The organism is Streptomyces sp. O3 (genome assembly GCF_054788135.1).
This window is the reverse complement of record NZ_JBTVYK010000034.1, coordinates 61,688-80,156: the sequence shown is the minus strand read 5'-3', so window position 1 is coordinate 80,156 and position 18,469 is coordinate 61,688. Positions and strand designations below refer to the sequence as shown.

Sequence of the window (18,469 nt, the reverse complement as noted above, 5' to 3'; positions counted from 1 at the left end):
GCCCGGCGCTGCTGGACGCGGCGGGCGGCTACTTCGGCCGTCGCGGTCTGCCGGGCGGGCGGGGCCAGGTCGTCGCGGCGCCTGGCGCGGCGCTGCTGCTGCTCGCGCTCAGCGCGGCCGTCGGCGGTGACGTACTGCTGCCGCGCCCGTGCGCCGCCTGGTGGGCGCCCGGTGACCGGCTGCTCGGGCGGGGGACGTTCCATGTGCCGACTCCCGCCGAGTGCGGGGGAGTTCCGGACCCGTACGCCCTGCTGGAGACCGTCCGGCGGGTACGCGCCGAGGGCGGCGACCCCAGGCTCGTGGTGCTCTCCGTCGCCGATGACCCGACGGGCACGGTGCCGCCGCCTGAGCTGCTGCACGAGACGGTGGAGGCGGCGGCGGGCGAGGGCCTGCACGTCGTCGCGGACGAGACCTGGCGGGACACGGTGCACGGCCCGGCCGAGTCGGCCGGGAGCGCGGGGCGGGGTGTGCTGATCAGCCCCGCCGAGATGCTGCCGGAGTGGGTCACCGTGCTCGCGGATCTGTCCGGGGCGTTTCTGCCCGGTGACTGGCCCGCCGCCGTCGCCCGCTTCCCGGACACCGCGCCAGGGGCCGACCTGCGAGCCCGTGCCCTCGACGTGCTCACCGCGCTCGGCGCCGTCGTCGCCGCGCCCGTCGCCGCGGCCGCCGGATACGCGCTCGGCGAACCGGACGAGGTCACCGCACGCCTGGCCGCGGCCACCCGGCTGCACGCGCGCGTGGCCGACGCCGCGTACCGCGCCGTACGGGCGGTCGGCGGACATGCCCGCCCGCCGCGGGCCGGATGCTGCCTCTACGCGGACCTGGGCCCCCTGCAATCCGCCTTCGCCGCCCGCGCGGTCACCGACGCGATCGAGCTGGAGGACTATCTCACCGAGCGGCTCGGCATGCCGGTGGCCGGCGGGCACCGGTTCGGCGACGACCTGGGGGGTCTGCGCGTACGGCTGTCCACCGGGCCGCTGATCGGCGCCACGGACCGGGAGCGGCTGGAATCACTCGCTGCCCAGGAGCCCCTGGAATCGCCGTACGTGCGACGAGCGTTGGCCCTGCTGGGGTCGGCTCTCGACGAACTCCGCGCCGACACGGCCACGGCCACCACCGCGGACACAGCGGCCACAGCGGCCACAGCCACCACCAAAACCACAGCCCAGGACGCCCAGCGAAGGGAGCCGCCTCGATGACGCAGCAGTCCGAGCCGATAACGTCCCCCGGCCCAGCCGCACCAGTCGGCTCAGCCGTACCAGCTGCGCCCCTCTCCGCCCCCGGAGCCGCCGCGTCCACACGACCGGGCTCGCCCGTCCCGGTGCCGCTCGGCGAGGCACGCGCCTGGCCCCGGTCGTTCGCCGACCGGCTGACCACACCGCTGCCCGGCGTGCGGGCCTTCGCCCGGTTCGCCCGCGAGGGCTCGATCCGGCCATGTCCCGAGGGCCTGCGGGACATCCCCCACCTGCCGTTCGCACCGGGGCCGCTGCCGGAAGCCGGGGCGTCGGACCTCGCGGTGACCTGGGTCGGGCACGCCAGCTGGGTGCTGCGGGTCGGCGGGCTCACCGTACTCACCGACCCGGTGTGGTCGCGGCGCATCCTCGGAACTCCCGCCCGGATCACGCCCGTCGGCGTGGGCTGGGGCGCGCTGCCCCGGATCGACGCCGTGGTCATCAGCCACAACCACTACGACCATCTGGACGCGCCGACGCTGAAGCGACTGCCGCGCGAGACGCCGGTGTTCGTGCCCGCGGGCCTGGGCCGCTGGTTCCGCCGCCGACGCTTCTCCTGCGTCACGGAGCTCGACTGGTGGGAGGCCGCGGAGCTGAGCGGCGTGCGGTTCAGCTTCGTACCGGCGCACCACTGGTCCAAGCGCGGCCTGGCCGACACCTGCCGCACCCTGTGGGGCGGTTGGGTGCTCACCGGCGCGGAAGGGCGCGCGGTGTACTTCGCGGGCGACACCGGGTACGGGCACTGGTTCACGGAGATCGGGCGGCGCCACCCCGGACTCGACCTCGCGCTGCTGCCGATCGGCGCGTACCAGCCCCGCTGGTGGCTGCGCGATGTGCACTGCGACCCCGAGGAGGCGGTACGGGCGGCCGACGACCTCGGCGTGCGGCGCGTGGCGCCGATGCACTGGGCGACGTTCCTGCTCTCGGCCGAGCCGGTACTGGAGCCGCTGACGCGGGTGCGGGCGGCCTGGGAGCGGACGGGGCGGTCGCGCGACGACCTGTGGGACCTCCCGGTCGGCGCGTCCCGAGTCCTCACGGCCGAGGCGTCCGAGGCGCCGGGCAGGGGATAGGGCGAGGGGGAGGACGGGAGGCAGGCCGGCCGCGCTTCAGGCGCGCGGGCGTCCGGGGCGTTCAGGCGGCCTCACGCCTCCCGGTTCCGCGTGCCGCGCAGCCTGCGCCACAGCGACGGCGCGCCGCTGATCAGCACCGTCAGCGCCACCACCGCGACCAGCCCCTCCCACGGCTCGGCGAACAGCGACCCGCCGAGGATGCCGATCAGCTGGTACGTCGCCGCCCAGGCCAGGCACGCCGGCGCGTTCCCGCGGATGAAACGGCGCAGCGGCATGCTGGCCAGCAGGCAGGCCAGCATCACCGGGATCCGGCCCGCGGGGATCAGCCGGGACGCCACCAGCACCGCGATCTCGTGGTCCCGCAGCTTCCCCTGGGCACGGGCGAGGCGGTCGGCCGGTGCCCGGTCGTACAGCTCCCGCAGCCAGCGCGAGCCGTTGCGTGAGCGCATCCCGCGCTGCCCGAGCCAGTACAGGCCGACATCGCCGGTGAACGCGGCGAACGAGGCCACCAGGAACACGAACAGCAGCGTCAGCGGCGCCGTCTGATGGAACGCCACCACCGCCGCCGAACTCACCACCGCCCCCGTGGGCACCACCGGCAGCAGCGAGCCCAGCACCACCAGCAGGAAGAGGGAGGGATAGCCCACCGCCTGCTGGGTCGACTCCGGCGTGAGCGCGGCCGTCGCGGCGACGATCACCTGGCGACCTCCGGCCGGACGCTCTCGCCGTGCCCGAGCAGATACACCGCCACGTCCGGCGCCCGCAGCGCCGCCTGCCGTACGAACTCGTCGCCCGGACCGTGGAACTCGTGCGGCCGCACCGCGTCCAGACCGATCGGCCAGTACGTGCCGAAGTGCACCGGGACCGCGCTGCGCGGCGCGATGCGGGCCAGCGCGCGGGCGGCCTGGGGCGCGTCCAGGTGGCCGTCGCCCAGGTACGGACCCCAGCCGCCGACCGGCAGCAGCGCCACATCCACCTCGCCCACCGCGTCGGCCATCGCGTCGAAAAGCCCGGTGTCCCCGGCGAAGTAGGTCCGGGCCTCGCCGCTCACCACATAGCCGAGCGCCTGGCAGCGCCGCGGCCCCAGCGGCAGCCGCCGCCCGTCGTGCCGCGCGGGCACCGCGCGCACCGTCACCTCCCCGATCCGCACCTCGTCGCCCGCCGCGACCTCGGTGATCCGCAGGCCGTCCAGCCTCCGCAGCCCCGGCACGGCGGCCGGGGCGCCGCGCGGCACCAGGAGCCGGGTGCCGGGCGCGAGCCTGGCCAGCGACGGCAGGTGCAGATGGTCGGCGTGCAGATGCGAGACGAGCACCGCGTCCGCCGCGGCGGCCCGAGGCGGCGGCAGCCCGCCGCGGCGGCGGCGCAGATGTCCCAGACGGCGCGCGAAGAGCGGGTCGGTCAGCACCCGGACCCCCGTGTCCTCGACGGTGCAGCTGGCATGGCCCCACCAGGTGATCTCCACCGGCACGCACCGGCTCCCTTCGGTCGCTTCCGCGGGCTCGTGGCCACTCCTACGAGCGTACGGCGAGTAGTAGTGTCTGCGGCGAAGGCCGAGGCGAGGGAGACGGCATGGCCGAGATCCGGGTCGCGGCGATCGCCAGCCTGACGCCGCTCGAGGAGCTGGACAAGGACCCCTTCCTCGTGGACTGCCGCAGCCAGCACGCGATGTGCGCCGACTGGGCCGCGGACCGGGGCTATGTGGTCACCCGCGAACTGCTGGTGTACGGGCTGCGCACCGACCACCGCAGTCTGTGGGCCGATGTCGACGCGGGCCTGGTCGACGTCTTCGTGGCCCCCAGCCGCCGCGTCCTGGAGCGTGCCCTGGTCTCGGTGGACGACTTCAGCGCGGAGTGCGCCAGGCGCGGAGTGCGGCTGGAGACGGCGGGCCTGGACGAACCGGCCTACGACGCCGGGATGAAGGCGCGGGTGCACCGCCGCCTCTCGATGCCCACGGCGGGCTACGACGGCACCTGACCCGCGTGGCCGGGCGGGGGACAGGCCCTACGGCCGTGGCTGGCCCGCGACGCCGTCGACCAGCGTGTCGAGCCCCCGCTTGACGCGGTCCAGCGGCCAGCCGCGCCGCTGCCGCTGCCGCTGGAAGTCGAACAGGCCGGGGGTGAACGCCGCCAGCAGCAGGTCCGCCAGATAGGCGCTGTCGGCCCCCGGCGCCAGCTCGTCGAGCATCCGGCGGATCTGCTCGTGGTGGCGGCGGAACGGCGCGCTGTGGTAGCGGCCCGCGGGAGCGCTGGCCTCGGCCAGAAGCAGCAACTCCCGGTTGCCGTCGACGAGATCGGCCAGTCCGTGCAGAAAGGCCCGCAACCGCGTCCAGAGACAGCGCGGCCGAGCCGTCGGCGGCCAGGACGCGGGCGGCCGCGTCCAGGATCCTGCGGCGGTTGCGTGCGGCGTCGCTTTGGCTCCCTTCCAGAAGCCAACCGGAGACCCCTCCGCTTACTCGTCAAGGAGCTGTCGTGCCCCGGACCACCCCTGCCCTCACCAGCCAGCTGATCGGCCGGACCCACTACGCGACCGTGCCCCTGCGTGAGCGCCTGCTCGCGTCGGCCGGAATCACCTTCCCCCAGTCGGTGGCGCTCGAGTTCCTCAGGGCGGCGGGCGACGACGCCGTCGCCCACGCGGACGCCGTCGACCGGCTGACCGGCACGCTGAAGACGGACGGGGCGACGGCGCGGGAAACCCTCGCCGCCCTGACCGCCGCGGGTCTCGCGGAGCAGCCGCCCGGCACGGGGTCCCGGCTGCGCGTCACGGAGCGGGGGCCGCCGGGGTGTCGTCCCCGTTCCCGTCCCTGCCCCCGCCTCCGTTGGGTGTGTCGCCCGGTGTGCAAGGCTGGGCGGAGAGGCCCGGCCGTGCCGTGCCGGGGCTGAGTGCGGACGCGAGTGGAGCACGGTGTGGCCGAGGGGCGATGGCGCGGGGCGGGCCGCGCGCTGTGGCGGGTGGTCGTCGTCTGGGCCGTCAGTACGCTGACGATGCTCGTCCTGGCCGGGATCCTGCCGGACTTCAGACTCCAGTCGCAGGGCGGCGACAGCGCCACCAGGACCGGCGTCACGGCCGCGATCGGCGCCGGGGTCTTCGGCGTGCTCAGCGCCCTGGTGTGGCCGCTTCTGGTCCGCGCGCTGCTGCTGGTCCCGGCCCTGGTGCTCGGCCTGTTGGTCTTCTTCCTGAACGGCTCGCTGCTCGGCCTCGCGCTGCGGCTGATCCCCGACGGGCGCGGCCAGGCCGACGTACAGACCGCCGTCGTCGTCGCCGCCGTGATGTCGGCCGTGGCATCGGCGACGTCCACCGCCCTGGCGGTACGCGACGACAACGCCTACCGCCGCAGGCTCTACCGGCTCGCCGACCGGCGCCGCCGCCGCGCCGCCGCCGTCACCGGGCCGAGCGCGCCCGGCACGCTCTTCCTGCAACTGGACGGCGTCGGCCACGACGTTCTGCTGCACGCCGTCGAGAAGGGACTGACGCCGACGATCGCCCACTGGCTGGAGCACAGCCACCGGCTCACCCCCTGGCGCACCGACTGGTCAAGCCAGACCGGCGCCAGCCAACTCGGCATCCTGCACGGCTCCAACCACGACGTCCCCGCCTTCCGCTGGTACGAGAAGGACACCCGGCAGGTGATGGTCTGCAACCGGCCCGCCAGCGCGGCCGAACTCCAGCGCCGCGCCGCCCGCCGCACCGGCGACCCCGGACTGCTCGCCGTGGACGGCGCCAGCCGCGGCAATCTCTTCGGCGGCGGCGCCGACCAGTTGGCCCTGGTCCTCTCGGTGGCCGCGCGCCGGGGCCGCGGACATCGCTCGCGCGCCGGGTACTTCGCCTACTTCTCCGACCCCGCCAACGCCGTGCGCACCGCGATGTCCTTCGTCGCCGAAGTCGGCCGGGAGATCGGCCAGTCCACGCTGGCCCGGCTGCGGAAGACCCGGCCGCGCGTCAAACGCGGCGGGCTCTACCCGTTCATCCGCGCCTTCGCGACCGTCGTCGAGCGCGATGTCGTGGTCGCCGCGGTGATCGGGGACATGTTCGCCGGACGCCGCGCCGTCTACGCGGACCTGGTGGCGTACGACGAGGTGGCCCACCACTCCGGACCCGGCAGCCGGGACGCCGAGCGGGTGCTGCAGCGCCTGGACCGCTCGCTCGCCCTGATCGCCAAGGTCGCCGAACACGCCCCGCGCGGCTACCGGATCGTGCTGCTCTCCGACCACGGACAGAGTCCGGGCGAGACGTTCCGGGCACGCTACGGGCTCACCCTGGGCGATCTGGTCAGGGCCGGGTGCGGGCTGCCGGTGCCGCGCCGCGCCCAGCGCACGCACAGCGGCGCCGAGGCACGCGCCGCCGTACGGACCGCACTGCACCGGCCCGTCGAACAGGACACCGAACGCCCCCGCCCGGACCGGCACTCCGAGCCGGTGGTGCTGGCGTCGGGCAACCTCGGCCTGATCTCGTTCCCCGACGTGCCCGAGCGGATGACCCGCGAGCGGATCGACCGCAGATACCCGGCGCTGCTGCCCACGCTCGCCAACCACCCCGGCGTCGGCTTCCTGCTGGTGCGCGGCGAGGAGCACGGCGCCCTGGTGCTCGGCGCGCACGGCGCGGAGCTCCGCCTGGACGCCCCGGACGCCGACGCCCCGGACGCGGACGCCCCGGACGCCGACGCGCGGGAACCGGGCGTGCTGGCTGACTTCGGTCCGGGCGCGGCCGACGCCGTACGCCGCACCGACTCCTTCCCGCATGTCGCGGACATCATGGTCAACTCCTGGTGCGACCCCGCCAGCGGCGAGGTGCTCGCCTTCGAGGAGCAGATCGGCTCGCACGGCGGTCTCGGCGGCGCCCAGGGACGGCCCTTCCTGCTGGCGCCGCGGGTCCTGTCCGCGCCCGTACCCGACGGCGGCGAACTGGTCGGCGCGGAACAGGTGCACCGCGTACTGCGCCGCTGGCTGCGCGAGGCCGACGCGCCGGGGATGCCGCCGGGCACCCCGCCGGGGACCCCGTCGGCGGCCGCCGGGCGCGCCGTGGGGGACAGCGCCCCCTGACCCGACGTTCACGGCCCGTGGCCCGGTGTTCCGCGTGCCGTCACGCCGAATGTGGTCGGATGGGTCACGCGGCACGGGCGGGCTTCCGTGGCCGCGTGACGCAATGACGTACGGCCTGACCGCGCTCCACCTCGAAGGGACTCAACGTGGCAACCACGCGCACCGCGCACACCGTCTGGACCGGCAGCCTGATGGAGGGCGAGGGCAAGGTCGCCCTGGAATCGTCCGGCATCGGCCAGTACCCGGTCTCCTGGCCCTCCCGCGCCGAGGAGGCGAACGGCAAGACCAGCCCCGAGGAGCTGATCGCCGCCGCGCACTCCAGCTGCTTCTCCATGGCCCTGTCGCACGGCCTCAGCCAGGCCGGGAACCCTCCGGCCAAGCTGGTCACCCAGGCCGAGGTGACCTTCCAGCCCGGCACCGGCATCACCGGCATCCACCTCATCGTCGAGGGCGACGTACCCGGCCTGGACGAGGCCGCCTTCGCCAAGGCGGCCGAGGACGCCAAGGCCAACTGCCCCGTCAGCCAGGCGCTGACCGGCACCAGCATCACCCTCACCGCCAGCCTGGCCTGATCGGGCGTACGGCCGCGGAGTTCCCGCGCGGGCGAGCGGCACGGGAACTCCGTCAGGCCGGACGCCGTCGGCCCCACAACCCGTCCACTGTTCCGGCGCGGTCAGGGGCGGACGTAGCCGTAGATTCCGGCGGTCGCCGGGTTGATGACGCGGCGGGTGACGGCGTTCTGGACATTGCCGCCGATGACGGTGACGGTGCCGTCGGCGTTGACTCGCTCAACCAGGTCCACGTGCCTGCTGGTCGACACCGTCGACGGGCCGGTGCCGTACATCACGGCGTCGCCCGCCCGCAGTCCGTTGTAGCCCCAGCTGGAATGGCCGTTGCCGAGGCCCCAGTTGAACCAGGCGCCGGTGAACGCGTAGTCGGGGACGTTCACTCCGGCCTCCTGCCACACCCAGGTGCCGAACATGGCGCACCACGCGTCACACCAGCCGTAGGGGTTGCAGTTGTTGCCCCATTCCTGGACGCCGAGCTGACTCTGGGCGATCTGTACGATCTTCTCGCGGGTCGAACCGCTGGCGGGCGGGGCCGGGTTGCCGCCACCGCCGGAGCCGCACTCCATGGTCCGGTCGATGCCCATCGCGCGCATGGTCGCGGGCCCGGCCATGCCGTCCACGGACAGACCGTTGTCCCGCTGGTACTTCTCCACGGCCTTCCTGGTGTCCGGGCCGTACGCACCGTCCTGGCTGACCTTCGCCTTCGCCTGCACCTTGCGGATCTGCTCGGCCATCCGCGAGTCGGTGACGGGGCCCGCGACCCCGTCCACGCCGATGCACGCGTCCTGCTGGAAGAAGCGCGTGGCCGAGCTGGTCTGCGGCCCGGTGACGCCGTCCACGCCGGACCAGGGCAGATAGCCCATGCCCGCGAGATTCCACTGGACCTGGAGGGTGTGCGAGGACGGGTACGGCAGCCCATCGTCGCCTCCGCCCCCGTCGCCGGTGCAGCCGCCGCGGTCGATGCCCATCGCGCTCATGGTCTGCGGCCCGGCGATCCCGTCCTGCAACAGGTCGTGCGAACGCTGGTACGCCAGGACCGACTTCTGTGTGTTCAGACCGTAGACGCCGTCCGTCGTGGTGCCCGCCGCGCTCTGCACCCGCTTGACCTTGTCCACCAGAACGGTCTGGGTTCGCGGGCCCGGAATGCCGTCGACCGTCAGACAGTTCTCCGACTGGAACGCCTTGACGGCGGCGTTGGTCGCGGGCCCGGCGATTCCGTCGACGCCGTTGGCGGGCAGATAGCCGAGGCCCACGAGGTTGCTCTGGAGCTGGGTGACGCTCAACTCCGGCGCCGCCGCGGCCTGCGGCGGATTCACCAGCAGGCCGGGCAAGGCGATGAGCAGGGCGAGCAGGAGCAGCGGCAGACGGGATCCGCGCCTCGCCGTCGCGGTGGGGCGCGCCGTTCGCGCCGAGCGGTGCCTCAGCATGTCGCCGACCAGGAGATCTTGATGCCGGTGACCTGGTGCGGGTAGTTCGAGATGTCCATGTGCGACTTGGGCCAGACGCACTTGGAGCTTCCGTTGCTGTAGAGGACGTAGGCCACGTCGTCGTTGCGGGTGTTGTACAGGGTGTTGGCGTTCCGGCTCGCGGAGTTGACCGACTGGTAGTACGAGGTCACGTCCTGGTACTGGCCCGTCTTGCTGCCGCTGGCGTAGAAGCAGACGTACGGGTAGGGGCAGTCCGTCGGCGCGGCCTGCGCCGGTGTCGCGGTAGCGGCGCCGAGTCCCGCGGCCAGCGCGAGCGCGCCGACCGTTCCCGTCATCTTGCGTATCAGGCTCACCATGTCGTTCCTCTCACTGGGTGTACCGGCCTGGAGGGGGAGTCGGTGCCCCGGTGCCGGTGGCGTACGGAAGTGAGCATGAGGGGGTGTGCCCGCGTTCCGTCAGGGACTGGAGCCCGGCTGAGACATCCAGGGACGGATACGGGGGTGACCTGCGGGGACGCCGGGGTGTCCGAGATCCGTACGGGACGGGATGGGACGGGTGGGGACGGGATGCGAGCGGAGCGCGGAGGCCCGCTGTCCGTTTTCGCCGACCAGCACAGCTTAGGGTGACCTTGGTCGTGACGGAGTAGTAGGCGGCAGGAGGGCGGACCATGACGTCGGATCGGCGCGGAGGCCAGGCGTCGGCATCGGACCTGGCGGAGGAACTGCGAAGGCTGCGGAAGCTCAACGGTCTGACACTCGCCGTGTTGGCGAGGCGTACGAACTACAGCAAGTCGTCCTGGGAGCGCTACCTCAACGGCAAGGTGATTCCACCGGAGTCCGCGGTGCTGGCCTTCGCGCGGACGGTGGGGGTGCGGCCGGAACGGCTGGTGATCCTGCGGAACCTGGCTGAGGAGCGGGTGCCCGACGTGGTCGCGGAAGCCGCCGGTGGCGGCGGTGAGACGGCCGCCGACAGCTCGCGGGCGGCGGCAGGCGGGGCGCCGGCTCAGGATGGCGTCGCCGCAGCACCGCCCGACGACGGGACCCCGGCGACGCCGGAGGCCGGGACGGCCCCGAACATGATGGAGACCGCACCGCGTGGCACATCCGGCCAACCGTTGCGCAGAGGCCTGGTGTTGGCGGGCGTCGCGGCTCTCAGCGCCGTACTGGGGCTCGCGGCGGGCATACCGCTGGGCCTGGACCGGAGCGGCGCCGACCGCGATGGCGCGGGCGGCGGCGCCGGGGCGTCGACCGCCGCCATGAGCCAGCAGTCAGCCGTCGGCTCGGGGCACGCCGGTCCCGGCTGCGTTGAGTTCGAGTGCCGTGAGAAGGACCCGCAGCGGCTCAACTGCCATATAGGCGTGTGGACGGCCGCGGCCGTGGAGAAGGCGGGCGCGTATCTGGAGCTGCGCTACAGCCCGGCGTGCCGGGCGGCCTGGGCGCGTATCACCGAGGCGGACGTGGGGGACATCGCACGAGTCGAGAGCAAAAAGGGAACGACTCAGGAGCGCGCGATCAGCTACGACGGGGACACCTACTCGCCGATGGTCGAGGCGCCCTACCCGGCGGCCGCTCGGGCCTGCGCCGAACTGACGAGCGGCCAGGAGTTCTGCACGGGCGACGGTGGGCCGTCACCGTTGCCGGAGGCTTCCACCGACGAGAGCGAGCCGGGCTGACTGACTCCGGCCCCCCGCGTCCGAAGGCGGTGTCCCGGAGGCCGTGACCGGCCTCCGGGACACCGTCTGGGCGGGCTGTGTCTCAGCAGCCGCAGCTGTGGAACGTGACGTCCCAGTGGTTGCTCTCGCGCGCGTAGACGTTGCCGGACGCGGACTTGTACTGCGCGGCGCCGTCACCTCGGGTGCCGATGTACGTGAAGGTCCCGGTGATGTAGTTGCTGATGCAGGACTGCGGGCTGAAGTCGATCTTGTACCCGTTCCAGTGGCTGTAGGTGCCGGAGGCGTGGCCCGTCTCCGTCCCGCCGGTGACCAGGATCGCGCACCTGCTGGCCTTCTTCAGCGCGACCGTGCCCTCGGCGGTGGCGCGGCGCATCTGGTCGAAGGAGGTGCAGGTGCTCACATTGCGGTTCGAGCAGCCGCCCGACGACGTCCAGGTGATTCCGGCGCTGTTGAACATCGAAGCCACCTGGGAGTGCGTGAGCTTGTCACCCGAGCCTCCCGAACCTCCCGAGCCGCCGCTGGAGCCGCCGACCAGGGCGAGCCAGGTGTTGGGCCCGACGATGCCGTCCGCGCTCAGGTTGCGGCTGCTCTGGAACTTGCGGGTGGCTTCGGCGGTGTTGGCGCCGAAGGCGCCGTCCACGGTCAGTCCGTAGCCGTACTTGTTGAGCTGGACCTGGGCTGCCTTGACCGCGCTGCCGCTCTTGCCCGCGCTCACCGTGACGATCAGCTTGGACCAGGTGTTGGCTCCGACGTAGCCGTCGGCCGTCAGGCCCTTGGCGCTCTGGAAGCTCTTCACCTTGCTGGTGGTGTTGGCGCCGAAGGCGCCGTCGGCGCTGGTGGCGTAGCCGTGGGAAGTGAGCAGGTGCTGCACGGTCTTGACGTTGGCGCCGCTGCTGCCGTTGCTCAGCACCGGCCAGCTGGCCGCCTGGGCCGCGGGTGCGCTGAGCAGGGTCGCCAGGAGCGCGGCCAACACGGTGGCGAACAGGGCGGGGAGACGTCTCATCGGGTGTGTCCTCCGTGGAACTGCCAGAACTGTCGTGACCCGCACCAGTGTTGACCCGTCGGCCCGCCAGGTGGGGCGTCCCCGCGCAGTCCGGGACGCGGCGGGACGAACTCTGTGGGAGGGCGCCTCTGACCTGCTGAGATGCGGCGTACCGGCGGAAGCGGCGGGACGTTGGCTGGGACTTCGACCGACCCGCCACGCGCGTCCCGCAGCCGTGCGGCAGCGGTCCGGGACGTCCCCCGCCGTCCCACCACGCCGCCACCGAGAGGGGGAAACCCCTGGTCACGGCGGTGGGCGTCCCGGATTCTCCCGTGGTCCCGCCGTTCCCTGGCCAGGTGGGGGGCGGTCCGGAGACGCTCCCATCCCCGTACCAACCGAGGAAGCGGTGATCTGGACAGATGCCGTCTGTCACCATCCAGAAGCGGTCCACCTGGGCCCAGTACATCAGCATGCCCCTGCTCACGCTGGCGAAGGAGGCCCGTACCAACGACTGGTACGTCAGCCGCTTCAGCAACCCGCCGAGCCCGTCCCACCGGTCCTGGGAGCCGTGGAAGGGCGGCGTCTTCATCCACTACATCGGGAGCCGCCTCCCGTTCATCACGAACTCGGAGACGGACTGCCGCAAGAAGATCGCGTCCATGTTCCCGGACCACTACAAGGAAACAGGGGACATCGACTACAACTTCCTGGTCTGCCCGCACGGTTATGTCTACGAGGGCCGGGGTTATCAGCGGGGCGAGGCGAACGGCGGCGAGGAGATCGACGTGGACGGCCGGAGCGTCGGCCGGAACACCGGGTTCTACTCGATCCAGGGCATGCTGACCATCTACGGTGAGCCGACGACGGCGATGCTGAAGTCGATGCGGAGCCTGATCGCCCATCTGCGGTACGAGCTGCCGAACCACCGCAAGGCCGGACCCAAGATCTTCCCGCACAGCGCGAACGGCTTCCCCACCGAGTGTCCGGGGGACGCTCTCCGCAAGTACGCCAGGAACGGGTCGGACATCGACCCCGAGCCGCTCAGCAAGCCCGCACCGGAGCCCAGCACCCTGACGATCATCTCCAGGTCGTCCTGGGGCGCGCGCCCGGCCCGCGCGGTGGTCAAGGTCCCCGCGTCGGAGCGCACCGGTTTCGTCGTGCACTATTCGTCCGGTCCGCCCTCGCAGACCGTGCGGCAGATCCAGAACTACCACATGGACTCCCAGGGCTGGTCGGACATCGGCTACAACTTCCTGGTGGACCGGGGCGGCCGGGTGTACCAGGGCCGGGGCTGGTACGGCGAGGGGGCCCACACCGTCGGTTACAACCGCTCGCATATCGCCGTGTGCTTCATCGGCCGCGACGGTGACGCGACGCCCGCGGCGAAGGTGGCGATCCGCAGCCTGTACGAGAGGACCAACGCGGTACTGGGCCGGAAGCTGAAGGGGACCTACCACAGCGCCTTGGGGTCCACCTCCTGTCCGGGAAGTGACCTGCGGGCCTGGGTGCGCGCCGGTATGCCGGCGGACGGGCTGAAGGACGTCATCGGCGGGACCGGCGGCGACGGCTCGGGGCGGTCGGTCTACGCGCAGCAACGCGCGGTGAACAGCCTGGGATACAGCCCGCCGCTGGCCGAGGACGGCGTACTCGGACCCCAGACGAAGGCCGGGGTGCAGTGGCTCCAGACCAAGGTCGGGGTGGCCGCCGACGGCCTTTGGGGGCCCGACACGGAGAAGGCGTACCGGGCGTACACCAGCACCGGCACCAGCTCGGGGGGCCTGACCTCGATCCGGACCGTCGCCTCGCAGCAGCGCGCGGTGAACGGCTTGGGATACACCCCCGCGCTGGCCGTGGACGGCGCTTTCGGGCCGAACACCGAGGCCGCGGTGAAGTGGCTCCAGAAGAAGGGCGGGGTCCTCGCGGACGGCCTGTGGGGGCCGGACACCGAGAAGGCGTACAACATCCTCGCCGGTGATGACGCCACCTACTCCAACGGCGGCCTGACGACCATCCGTTCCGTCGTCTACCAGCAGACCGCGGTGAACCGGCTCGGGTACACCCCGGCCCTGGTCGTGGACGGCCTCTTCGGCCCGAGCACCGAGGCGGGGGTGAAGTGGCTGCAGAAGAAGGCCGGGGTCCCGGCCGACGGGCTGTGGGGACCGGCCACCGACGTCGCGTACGGGCACTACGGCGACGGGCCGGGGCTGACCGTGGACGGCGACTTCGGCCCGGCGACGGTCGCCGCGACCCAGCAGGCCATCGGCGTGGTCGCGGACGGCGTATGGGGCGCGGGGTCCGTGCGCGGTCTGCAGCGGCACCTCAACACCTGGGCCGGCGCCCGCCTGACCGTGGACGGCGACCAGGGGCCGGGCACGGTGAAGGCCCTCCAGAAACACCTGATCAAAATGACCGGCGCCAACCTGATCGTGGACGGCGACTGGGGCGCGGGCACCACCAAGGTCCTGCAGGTCGCGCTCAACCGGGGAAGGTTCTGATGCCCAACACGCCCAACACATCGAACACGCCCGACACTCCGAACACGCGCGGTATACCGAGCATGCCGGACCGGCAGGCGCCAGGCCCGTCCCGGCGGGGCGTCGTCACGGGCGGGGTGCTGGCAGCCGCCGGTCTGCTGGGCCTCGGCGCTCCGGGCGCGGCCGCGCTGCCTTCGGGCGCCGGCGGGTCCGGTGCGTCGCCGGTGCGGCCGGGACCGGGCCCGCGGAACCTGTCGGCCTTCACGGCCGTGGCGGCGAGCGAGGCGGACGCCGTCCACGTCCCCGACGGCCACACCGCCGATGTGCTCGCCCGCTGGGGGCAGTCCGTGCGCGCGTCCGGGCCGCGGTGGCGTCAGGACGCGGGCAATCCGGCGGCCGAGCAGGCGCGACAGGTCGGCAGTCACCACCACGGCGTCCAGTTCTTCCCGCTGGACGACGGCGCCGTCGCCAGCCGCCGCGGGCTGCTGGTGATCAGCCACGAGTCGGCCGACTCACGACTGCTCGGCGGCGAAGCCGACAAGGCGATGGCCGCCCAGGGCCTCACCGTGCTGGAGGTACGGCGGACCGGCGACGGCTGGCAGGCCGTGGACTCCTCGTACAACCGGCGGATCACCGGCACCTCGCCGGTACGGTTCTCGGGCCCCGTGCCCCGCGTGGGCCGCACCCGTGGCGTGGTGGCGGCCAGCGGCCACGGGGTGACGCCTTGGGGCACGTATCTGGCCGCGGAGGAGAACTTCAACGCCTGCTTCGGCACCGATGACGCCGACTGGGAACGCGGCGAGCGCCACATGCGATACGGGCTGTCCGCGACCGGGTTCGGCTCGCCCTGGCACCGGGCCGACCCGAGGTTCGACCTGGCCGCGAACGAGGCGTGCCCGGACGACTTCGGCTGGATCGTGGAGGTGGACCCGCGCGACCCGGCAGCGGTTCCGGTCAAGCGGACGGCACTGGGCCGCTTTATGCACGGCGGTGCCACGGTGACCGAGGCCGCCGGCCGGCTGGTCGTGTACAGCACGGACGCCGAGGACGGGGAGTACCTCTACAAGTACGTCAGCTCCGACCGTTGGCGCCGCCTGCGTGACCAGGGCAGGAGCCCGCTGGACCACGGCACGCTCTACGTGGCGCGGATCGCCCCGGACGGCACGGGCGCCTGGCTGCCGCTCAGCCACGGCCATGGCCCGCTCGTACGGGACCGCGGCTGGCGGGACCAGGCCGACGTCCTGGTCAGGGCGAGGCTCGCCGCGGACGCTCTGGGCGCGACCCCGCTGGCCCGGCCGGAGCGGGTCGCGGTGAACCCGCTGGACGGCGGCGTCTACCTCGCTCTCGCCAACAGCGCCGGATGCGAGCCGTGTGCGCCCGGTGAGGCGCGCGCCGCCGCCGGGGCGGGCGGGCGCGGCGCCGACCCCTACGGGCGTGTCATCCGCTGGCGTGAGGCGGAGGGGGACGCGGCGAAGGCGACGGCGCCCTCGTTCCGCTGGGAGGAGTTCCTGGTCGCCGGCGACCCGAAGCTCGCCGAGGACGGGGCGTTCGCCGCCCCCAAGGGCCTGTGGTTCAGCGCCGACGGCAGTCTGTGGATCTCCACCGGCGTCTCCGGCCACGCGCTGGGCGGACCCGAACCGGCCTATCAGGCGGCCGGGAACAACGCCCTGCTGGCCGTCGACCCGGCGACCAAGGAGGTCCGTCGCTTCCTCACCGCCCCGCGCGGGGCCGAGGTCACCGGCGTCACCAGCACCCCGAACGGGCAGACCCTCTTCGTCAACATCCAGCACCCCGGCGAGCGGACGGACCGCTGGGGCACTCCGGGGCCGGAGAACCCCCGCGCCGTCAGCAACTGGCCAGATCACCGACCAGGCGGCCGCCCTCGCTCCGCCACAGTCGCCGTGCACCGCACCGGCGACTGAGACGGCGACCGGAGCCGGAGTCACACCGGGCCCATACCGCGCGGGACGCCGCGGTAGGGGCCCGGCCTGCCGACGGGTCAGGCCCCCAGGGGGAACCCCACTCGGGTACAGGCGGGCTTGACAATATTCAGCTCAAGTTTTGTGCTGGAGGTCCAGGCACTCCGTAGCGGGAGGGGACTGAACATGGCACGTCCGGTCGGCATCGATCTCGGTACGACGAACTCCGTGGTCGCCGTGCTGGAGGGGGGTGAGCCCACCGTCGTCGCCAACGCCGAGGGCGCCCGCACCACCCCCTCCGTAGTGGCCTTCGCGAAGAACGGCGAGGTACTCGTCGGCGAGGTCGCCAAGCGGCAGGCGGTCACCAACGTGGAGCGCACCGCGCGCTCGGTGAAACGCCATATGGGCGAGTCCGGCTGGCGCTTCCCGCAGGAGGGCGCGGTGGACGGCACCCGGTTCACGGCACAGGAACTCAGCGCGCGCGTCCTGCAGAAACTCAAACGGGACGCCGAGTCCTACCTCGGCGACGACGTCACCGACGCGGTCATCACCGTCCCCGCCTACTTCGACGACGCCCAGCGCCAGGCCACCAAGGAGGCCGGTGAGATCGCGGGCCTGAAGGTGCTGCGCATCATCAACGAGCCGACCTCCGCGGCCCTCGCCTACGGCCTGGACCGCGGCGAGGAACAGACGGTCCTCGTCTTCGACCTCGGCGGCGGCACCTTCGACGTGTCTCTCCTGGAGATCGGCGACGGCGTGATCGAGGTGAAGGCCACCAACGGCGACACCCACCTCGGCGGCGACGACTGGGACCAGCGCATCCTGGACCACCTGGTGAAGCAGTTCAGCAACGGCCACGGCGTGGACCTCTCCAAGGACAAGATGGCGGTCCAGCGGCTGCGCGAGGCCGCCGAGAAGGCCAAGATCGAGCTGTCGTCCGCGGGCGAGACGAACATCAACCTGCCCTACATCACGGCGTCCGCCGCAGGGCCGCTGCACCTGGACGAGAAGCTGACCCGAGCCCAGTTCGAGCAGCTCACCCAGGACCTGCTCGAACGCTGTAAGACCCCCTTCCACCAGGCCGTCAAGGACGCCGGAATCAAGCTCTCCGCCGTCGACCACGTCATCCTGGTGGGCGGCTCGACCCGGATGCCCGCGGTCACCGAACTCGTCAGGGAACTCACCGGCAAGGACCCGCACAAGGGCGTCAACCCGGACGAGGTCGTGGCGGTCGGCGCGGCGCTCCAGGCCGGAGTGATCAGGGGCGACGTCAAGGACGTCCTGCTCCTGGACGTCACCCCGCTGTCCCTCGGCATCGAGACCAAGGGCGGCATCATGACCAAGCTCATCGAGCGCAACACCACCATCCCCACCAAGCGTTCCGAGGTCTTCACCACCGCCGAGGACAACCAGCCGTCCGTCGGCATCCAGGTCTTCCAGGGCGAGCGCGAGATCGCCGCGTACAACAAGAAGCTCGGCGTCTTCGACCTCACCGGCCTGCCGCCCGCGCCGCGCGGCGTCCCGCAGATCGAGGTCGCCTTCGACATCGACGCCAACGGCATCATGCATGTCTCGGCGAAGGACCTGGCCACCGGACGCGAGCAGAAGATGACCGTCACCGGCGGCTCCGCGCTGCCCAAGGACGACATCGACCGCATGATGCGCGAGGCCGAGCAGTACGCGGACGAGGACCGCAAGCGCCGCGAGGCGGCCGAGACCCGCAACCAGGCCGAGCAACTGCTCTACCAGACCGAGCGGTTCGTGCGGGACAACGAGGAGCGGATCCCCGCCGAGACCAGGAGCGAGGTCGAGTCGGCGATGGCCGAACTCAAGGAGAAGGTGGACGCCGAGGCGGACGCGGACGAACTGCGCACGGCGACGGAGCGGCTGGCGACGGTCAGCCAGCAGATGGGCCAGGCCATGTACGCCGGGGCGCAGGGCCAGACGGCGGGCGACGCCTCCGCCGGGCGGGAGCCCCCGGCGGGCGACCAGCAGGACGACGTCGTCGACGCGGAGATCGTCGACGACGACGCGGGCGACGACAAGGGCGGCGACGGCACCGCCGCCAAGGGTGGTGCGACGTGACCC

General features: G+C 72.8%; 16 protein-coding genes and 1 pseudogene. 10 read left to right on the top strand and 7 right to left on the bottom strand.

The features are described 5' to 3' along the window. On the top strand, positions 1–1,199 hold a 1,199-nt coding region (locus ACX6XY_RS18600; protein WP_460331920.1), incomplete at its 5' end, for an aminotransferase class I/II-fold pyridoxal phosphate-dependent enzyme. Next, on the top strand, positions 1,196–2,302 hold the full coding sequence (locus ACX6XY_RS18595) for an MBL fold metallo-hydrolase (RefSeq protein ID WP_460331918.1): 1,107 nt from the start codon (positions 1,196–1,198) through the stop codon (positions 2,300–2,302). The genes ACX6XY_RS18600 and ACX6XY_RS18595, both read left to right, overlap by 4 nt. A gap of 71 nt (positions 2,303–2,373) precedes the next feature. Here ACX6XY_RS18595 and ACX6XY_RS18590 read toward each other — a convergent pair whose 3' ends face one another. Further along, entirely contained in the window at positions 2,374–3,000 is a 627-nt protein-coding gene (locus ACX6XY_RS18590; RefSeq protein WP_460331916.1) for a DedA family protein, read from the bottom strand. Continuing rightward, positions 2,997–3,770 (bottom strand): MBL fold metallo-hydrolase, encoded by a 774-nt coding sequence (locus tag ACX6XY_RS18585; RefSeq protein ID WP_460331914.1) that lies wholly within the window; start codon positions 3,768–3,770, stop codon positions 2,997–2,999. Before ACX6XY_RS18585 ends, ACX6XY_RS18590 begins: the two co-directional genes overlap by 4 nt. A gap of 101 nt (positions 3,771–3,871) precedes the next feature. Here ACX6XY_RS18585 and ACX6XY_RS18580 point away from each other — a divergent pair, with 101 nt between their 5' ends. Then, positions 3,872–4,276 (top strand): hypothetical protein, encoded by a 405-nt coding sequence (locus tag ACX6XY_RS18580; protein WP_460331912.1) that lies wholly within the window; start codon positions 3,872–3,874, stop codon positions 4,274–4,276. A 27-nt stretch (positions 4,277–4,303) separates the two neighbouring features. Here the strand turns inward: ACX6XY_RS18580 and ACX6XY_RS18575 are convergent, their stop codons facing one another. Then, positions 4,304–4,621 (bottom strand): hypothetical protein, encoded by a 318-nt coding sequence (locus ACX6XY_RS18575; RefSeq protein ID WP_460331910.1) that lies wholly within the window; start codon positions 4,619–4,621, stop codon positions 4,304–4,306. 149 nt (positions 4,622–4,770) lie between these two features. Between ACX6XY_RS18575 and ACX6XY_RS18570 the strand changes: the two genes are divergently transcribed. The 3 genes from ACX6XY_RS18570 (at position 4,771) to ACX6XY_RS18560 (ending at position 7,910) form a co-directional block, all read left to right on the top strand. Further along, positions 4,771–5,181, top strand: coding sequence for a hypothetical protein (locus tag ACX6XY_RS18570; RefSeq protein WP_460331908.1), 411 nt, complete (start codon positions 4,771–4,773; stop codon positions 5,179–5,181). 24 nt (positions 5,182–5,205) lie between these two features. Further along, positions 5,206–7,338: a phage holin family protein gene (locus tag ACX6XY_RS18565; protein ID WP_460331906.1), complete on the top strand. Its 2,133-nt coding sequence runs from the start codon at positions 5,206–5,208 to the stop codon at positions 7,336–7,338. A gap of 146 nt (positions 7,339–7,484) precedes the next feature. Next, a complete protein-coding gene (locus ACX6XY_RS18560; protein ID WP_460331904.1) occupies positions 7,485–7,910 on the top strand; it encodes an OsmC family peroxiredoxin in 426 nt (141 codons plus the stop codon). A gap of 101 nt (positions 7,911–8,011) precedes the next feature. Here the strand turns inward: ACX6XY_RS18560 and ACX6XY_RS18555 are convergent, their stop codons facing one another. Next, entirely contained in the window at positions 8,012–9,334 is a 1,323-nt protein-coding gene (locus ACX6XY_RS18555; protein WP_460331902.1) for a peptidoglycan-binding protein, read from the bottom strand. Beyond that, positions 9,328–9,690 (bottom strand): hypothetical protein, encoded by a 363-nt coding sequence (locus ACX6XY_RS18550; protein ID WP_460331900.1) that lies wholly within the window; start codon positions 9,688–9,690, stop codon positions 9,328–9,330. Before ACX6XY_RS18550 ends, ACX6XY_RS18555 begins: the two co-directional genes overlap by 7 nt. Before the next feature lie 311 nt (positions 9,691–10,001). On the opposite strand from ACX6XY_RS18550, the gene ACX6XY_RS18545 reads away from it, so the two are divergent. Next, a complete protein-coding gene (locus tag ACX6XY_RS18545; protein WP_460331898.1) occupies positions 10,002–11,006 on the top strand; it encodes a helix-turn-helix domain-containing protein in 1,005 nt (334 codons plus the stop codon). A gap of 82 nt (positions 11,007–11,088) precedes the next feature. Here ACX6XY_RS18545 and ACX6XY_RS18540 read toward each other — a convergent pair whose 3' ends face one another. Continuing rightward, entirely contained in the window at positions 11,089–11,721 is a 633-nt protein-coding gene (locus tag ACX6XY_RS18540) for a peptidoglycan-binding domain-containing protein (protein ID WP_460331932.1), read from the bottom strand. A 21-nt stretch (positions 11,722–11,742) separates the two neighbouring features. Beyond that, positions 11,743–12,009, bottom strand: a pseudogene (locus ACX6XY_RS18535) (peptidoglycan-binding domain-containing protein); the annotation flags it as partial. Between the two features lie 398 nt (positions 12,010–12,407). Here ACX6XY_RS18535 and ACX6XY_RS18530 point away from each other — a divergent pair. From ACX6XY_RS18530 to dnaK, 3 genes are all read left to right on the top strand, one after another. Then, positions 12,408–14,483, top strand: coding sequence for a peptidoglycan recognition protein family protein (locus ACX6XY_RS18530; RefSeq protein WP_460331896.1), 2,076 nt, complete (start codon positions 12,408–12,410; stop codon positions 14,481–14,483). Positions 14,484–14,545: 62 nt separating this feature from the next. After that, positions 14,546–16,384 carry a PhoX family protein gene (locus ACX6XY_RS18525; RefSeq protein WP_460331894.1) on the top strand — a complete coding sequence of 613 codons (1,839 nt, stop codon included), beginning with the start codon at positions 14,546–14,548 and terminating at the stop codon, positions 16,382–16,384. A gap of 183 nt (positions 16,385–16,567) precedes the next feature. After that, entirely contained in the window at positions 16,568–18,466 is a 1,899-nt protein-coding gene (gene dnaK, locus ACX6XY_RS18520; protein ID WP_460331892.1) for a molecular chaperone DnaK, read from the top strand. Positions 18,467–18,469 lie beyond the last annotated feature (3 nt).

Bases quoted from the DNA above. Each gene is read 5' to 3' on its own strand.
- ACX6XY_RS18530 (WP_460331896.1), top strand. From the start codon at position 12,408: ATGCCGTCTGTCACCATCCAGAAGCGGTCCACCTGGGCCCAGTACATC.
- ACX6XY_RS18525 (WP_460331894.1), top strand. From the start codon at position 14,546: ATGCCGGACCGGCAGGCGCCAGGCCCGTCCCGGCGGGGCGTCGTCACG.
- ACX6XY_RS18580 (WP_460331912.1), top strand. From the start codon at position 3,872: ATGGCCGAGATCCGGGTCGCGGCGATCGCCAGCCTGACGCCGCTCGAG.
- ACX6XY_RS18555 (WP_460331902.1), bottom strand. From the start codon at position 9,334: ATGCTGAGGCACCGCTCGGCGCGAACGGCGCGCCCCACCGCGACGGCG.
- ACX6XY_RS18550 (WP_460331900.1), bottom strand. From the start codon at position 9,690: ATGGTGAGCCTGATACGCAAGATGACGGGAACGGTCGGCGCGCTCGCG.
- ACX6XY_RS18545 (WP_460331898.1), top strand. From the start codon at position 10,002: ATGACGTCGGATCGGCGCGGAGGCCAGGCGTCGGCATCGGACCTGGCG.
- ACX6XY_RS18595 (WP_460331918.1), top strand. From the start codon at position 1,196: ATGACGCAGCAGTCCGAGCCGATAACGTCCCCCGGCCCAGCCGCACCA.
- dnaK (WP_460331892.1), top strand. From the start codon at position 16,568: ATGGCACGTCCGGTCGGCATCGATCTCGGTACGACGAACTCCGTGGTC.